The organism is Patescibacteria group bacterium (assembly GCA_034660655.1).
In the GTDB taxonomy this organism is placed as follows: domain Bacteria; phylum Patescibacteriota; class Patescibacteriia; order JAACEG01; family JAACEG01; genus JAACEG01.
The window spans coordinates 38,759-43,585 of the sequence record JAYEJU010000024.1; the positions used below are offsets into that span (position 1 = coordinate 38,759).

Genomic DNA, 4,827 nt, shown 5'->3' on the forward strand with positions numbered 1-4,827 from the left:
TCAAATAAATATATGTTTTTAAATAATGAAATTCCAGCAATTAAAGGCAAAATATTATATGTTATTAGCGATAATCAATATAACATTCAAGGAAAAATTTTAAAGCATTTTTCTGGCTTAGGAAATGATTTCACGATAATAGAAAAATAGCTCAATATTTTATGACAAATATATTTAAAATTTACAAGCAATTTTTTATTAAAATATATTATAGTATTTTTGAAAAAAATAAATTTTTAAATACAATTTTTAATATTCTATTTATTTTAGCGTTACTATACTTTTTTACATCAGAATTTTATATTCAACAAAAAAATTATGGATTGGATTTTAAAAATACTCTTTATATTTTTTTGTTATTAATCTACGTGTTTTTATTTCCCATATTATTTTTTTCTTTAAACAAAAAAGTAATAATAAAAAACAAACTAATAAAATATTTATGCGTTATAATAATAATATTCTATTATATTATTTTGTTTCTTATTATAGAGTACGCTCTCAAATACAGGCACCCCTTTGACTTTTATTTTTTTTGGTATAATGCTAAAGAGGTTTTGCAAACAATTATTTTAGTTATAGGCAAAACAACTTTTTTAATCCTGTTATCAGCTGGAATTATAATAATAATATCTTTAATATGTTTTCTAAAAAATTTAAAGCAAATAAAAATCAAAAAAAATGTGTTAATATCTCTATTTTTAATACTATTATACATACCTGCTGTTAATATTCATATAAGACATAAACCATTTATGATAGAGCTTGCTGAAAAAATTTTTTCAAAACAAAAAAACATAATAAAAAACTATGACAAAAAATATAGCTCTCTTTTAAATCATTATTCTGAAATTAACAAATCTGAATTTATATTTCCAATCAATGACAAAGATATTGATATATATTTTATACACCTTGAAAGCATTAATAGTCTTGTTGTAAATCAAAATACAATGCCAAAACTTTTAAAATATTCTGATAGATACGGAGTAAGATTTGATAATTTTTTAAGCAATACAACGCAAACAATCAGAACCGAAGAAAGCATTCTATGCTCTATACCGCCAATAATAGCTCCTTTAAAACACGGCATAATGGAAAATATTATTTGCCTGCCTAAAATCTTAGAATGGGATGGATATAAAACTATTTTTTTTAAAGCCCATGATTTAGAATTCAGTGATACTGGGAAATTTATGAAAAAAATTGGATTTTCTGAAAATCACAACAAAGATATTATGCGCAAAGGCGACCCTGAATTAAACTGGGGATATAGGGAGGATATTTTTTACAAAAGAATATACGAATATTTAAAAAAATATAAAGATGAAAAAAAATTTATATACATTGCCACAAGCGCCAGCGGTCATATTCCATTTGAAGAAAATGATAAATTTGATAAAAAACTGCCTTTTGAAAATAATGGATCTTTACATAACGCGATTTCTAATAGCGCTTACATCCAGGATTATTATTTAAACGATTTTTTAAAAAAACTTATTGATGATAAAAGAAAAAAATATATATTTATATATAGTGATAACGCTCATCCCATATATTTAAAAAGCTGGATAGAACATAAGTCTTATAAAGAAAACTTTTCAATACCTTTTGTTTTTTTATCCATAAATAACAAAAACAACATTCAGCAGGGAAAAATTGTAAATTCCCTTTATAGCCAAATTGATATATTTTCAACTTTATTGGATTTGCTTGACATAAAAATGAAAAAAGGAAAATATATTAGCAATTCTTTTTATAATGAATTAATTGGCAAAGCTAAAAATAAAAATGAAAATTGCGTTCTTTCCATACAGCCTTTTGGAAATCAGTACTTAAATTTCTTCATGAACCACTATCATTATATCTACGACATTTACGAAAATAAAATGGTCTATTATAATACTAAAACAGATCCTTTTGAAAAAAATGAAATTCAAATTACTAATCAAAATACAATTAACAAAATTTATAATAAATGCGCTAATTTTATACATTAAATAAATTATGAAATTAAATATCACACTACCATGCTATAATGAAGAAAAAATACTTAACAATAATGTTATTCAAATTTTTAATTTTTTAAATAAAAAAGCAGATGAATATGACTGGCAAATTGTTATCGCGGATAACAATTCAACTGATAATACCGCTAAAATCGCGAAAGAATTAACAAGAAAATTTGAACAAGTTAAATATTTATTTATTCAACAACAAGGCAAAGGCATAGCAATAAAATCTGGATGGCAAAAATTTGAAGCTGACATTTACATTTTTATGGACGCTGATTTGGCGACTGATTTAAAATCCTTGCCTGAATTAATAAATTCTATTAAAAAAGAAAATTATGATATAACTACTGGTTCTAGATTTCACAAACAATCAATAATAAAAAAACCAATGTTACGCAAAATGATTTCGCACATCCTGCGTATTATTAAAAAAATTATAGTTAATTCTAATATATCAGATTTGCCTTGTGGTTTTAAAGCCGTTAATAAAAAAACAGTTGAAAAAATTATTCCAAAAATAAAAAATAATGAATGGTTTTTTGATTTAGAACTGTTAATTTTAGCAGAACATTTTAAATATAAAATTAAAGAAATTCCTATTCAATGGGAAGAAAAACGCAAGAAAAAAAACAAAAGCAGAGTAAAAATCATACCGCTTGGTTTTAAATATATTAAAAATCTTTTAGAGTTAAAAAAAAGAATAAAAAATGCTTAAACAAAATTTTACACTTTTAATAATTATAATATTGATTCTTATCAGCGGATTTTATTATTTAACTATTTGTTTAAATAAAACAACAAAATGTAATTATTCAAAAATAAAAAATAATATAAATTTAGATAAATATATTGCCCATGCTGGAGGCGAATATAAAAAATTATACTATACTAATTCATTAGAAGCTTTAAACTATAATTATGAAAAAGGATATAGAATTTTTGAAGTTGATATATCATTAACATCAGACAATAAAATAGTATTAATACATGATTGGAAGAACACTTCTAAAAAATATTTTTCACAAAACAAAATTCCTTCGCATAAAGAATTTATGTCTTGGAAAATGAATTATGGCTTAACACAGATTGATTTAAATACGCTGATTGAATGGATAAAAAATAAAAATAACGCGCGTATAATCACAGATGTCAAAACAAAAAATAATATTAAAATATTAAAAAAAATTTCAATAAAATATCCAGGTATTATTTCTCGAATAATCCCGCAAATATATAATTTCCAAGAATATGATCAAATCTCAAAAATGGGATATAAAAATATAATATTAACATTATATCGCATTAACAACAGCGACAAGGAAATATTAAATTTTGCGAAAGAAAAAAATATTTTAGCAATAACAATGCCAATTAATAGGGCAAAAACAGAATTACCTAAAAAGATTTTGCAACTTGGCATTCCAACTTTCGCGCATACTGTTAATTCAAAAAAGAAAGAAAAAAAATTAAAAAATAATTATTGCGTTTTTGGAATTTACACTGACTCATTAAATAGTTTTTAAATATATGGAACAAAATCTTGCTAAAAAAATATCAATAATAATTCCCCTTTTAAACGAAGCTGAATCAATAGAGGAATTAAATAAAAAAATTATTGAAGTCCTGTCTTCTTTAAATTTTGATTATGAAATAATATACATAGACGACGGCTCTACTGATAATTCCTACAAAATTTTAAAAAAATTAAAACAAGCGAATGAAAAAATAATAATTATACATTTTAAAAAAAATTTTGGAAAATCAATCGCGTTAAACATTGGATTTCAAGAAGCAATTGGAGATTTAATTATTACAATGGACGCTGACCTGCAGGACGACCCCTTGGAAATTCCTAATTTTATAGAAAAAATAAATAAAGGATATGATTTGATTTCTGGCTGGAAGCAAAACAGAAAAGATCGTTTTATAAAATTAATCTCATCTAAAATTTTTAATACAACTGTTTCTTTATTAAGCGGGCTAAAACTTAATGATGTTAATTGCGGTTTTAAAATTTACAAAAAAGACGTAATCAAAAACATAAATATTTACGGAGAACTGCATAGATTTTTGCCTGTGCTAGCTTATGAAAAAGGATTTAAAATCGGAGAATTGAAAATTAAACATAACAACAGAAAATTCGGCAAATCAAAATATGGCAAATTCGGGCTGCGAAGATTTAAAAATTATCTGCTTGACCCAATAAACATACTTTTTCTAACTAAATATTCCAAAAAGCCAGCGCATTTTTTCGGTGGCATAGGATTTTTATTTCTGTTCTTTGGACTAATTGCCTGTTTATATTTAACAACGCTATGGTTTTTAGGACAAAGGCCTATCGGAAACAGACCATTGCTATTTTTTGGGATTCTTTTGATTATGATGGGAATTCAATTAATTTCTATGGGATTTTTGGGAGAAATTGTTACTAAAAAAAATTCAAGCAAAGAAAAAATTCATTATATTAAAAAATAAATTTAGTTGTAATGAAAAATAATTTTAAAAAAACAAACAATGCGTTAAAACGAAATTATTTTTTTTTAATTCTTATTTTTTTCGCGTCTTTTCTGCTATTATTTACTGAAAAACAAATTTGGAACGTAAATTCAGCCTCAAGATTTATGACAATGGAATCAATTGTGGAACAAGGAACTTTAGCTATAAATGAAAAACACGCGTATACTGGCGATAAAATATTTAGAGACGGAAATTGTTATTCTTCTAAACCTCCAATGCTATCTGTTATTGGATCAGGGTTCTATTATATTTTTCATAAATATTTTAATCTTAATTTTTGTCAGCTAGAAAATTA

Annotated in this window: 5 protein-coding genes; all 5 read left to right on the forward strand. The window is 24.1% G+C overall.

The genetic code is table 11. The features are described 5' to 3' along the window. Nucleotides 1-557: 557 nt before the first annotated feature. Nucleotides 558-2,000, forward strand: coding sequence for an LTA synthase family protein (locus U9O55_02060; protein ID MEA2088604.1), 1,443 nt, complete (start codon nt 558-560; stop codon nt 1,998-2,000). Nucleotides 2,001-2,007: 7 nt separating this feature from the next. After that, on the forward strand, nt 2,008-2,730 hold the full coding sequence (locus U9O55_02065) for a glycosyltransferase (protein MEA2088605.1): 723 nt from the start codon (nt 2,008-2,010) through the stop codon (nt 2,728-2,730). After that, entirely contained in the window at nt 2,723-3,538 is an 816-nt protein-coding gene (locus tag U9O55_02070) for a glycerophosphodiester phosphodiesterase family protein (protein MEA2088606.1), read from the forward strand. Before U9O55_02065 ends, U9O55_02070 begins: the two co-directional genes overlap by 8 nt. A gap of 4 nt (nt 3,539-3,542) precedes the next feature. Continuing rightward, nucleotides 3,543-4,490: a glycosyltransferase family 2 protein gene (locus U9O55_02075; GenBank protein MEA2088607.1), complete on the forward strand. Its 948-nt coding sequence runs from the start codon at nt 3,543-3,545 to the stop codon at nt 4,488-4,490. An 11-nt stretch (nt 4,491-4,501) separates the two neighbouring features. After that, nucleotides 4,502-4,827: hypothetical protein (locus U9O55_02080; GenBank protein ID MEA2088608.1), on the forward strand; the 326-nt coding region annotated here is incomplete at its 3' end.

What these genes read in the sequence shown, in the direction of transcription:
- U9O55_02065 (MEA2088605.1), top strand. Translation starts at nt 2,008, where the DNA reads ATGAAATTAAATATCACACTACCATGCTATAATGAAGAAAAAATACTT.
- U9O55_02070 (MEA2088606.1), top strand. Translation starts at nt 2,723, where the DNA reads ATGCTTAAACAAAATTTTACACTTTTAATAATTATAATATTGATTCTT.
- U9O55_02075 (MEA2088607.1), top strand. Translation starts at nt 3,543, where the DNA reads ATGGAACAAAATCTTGCTAAAAAAATATCAATAATAATTCCCCTTTTA.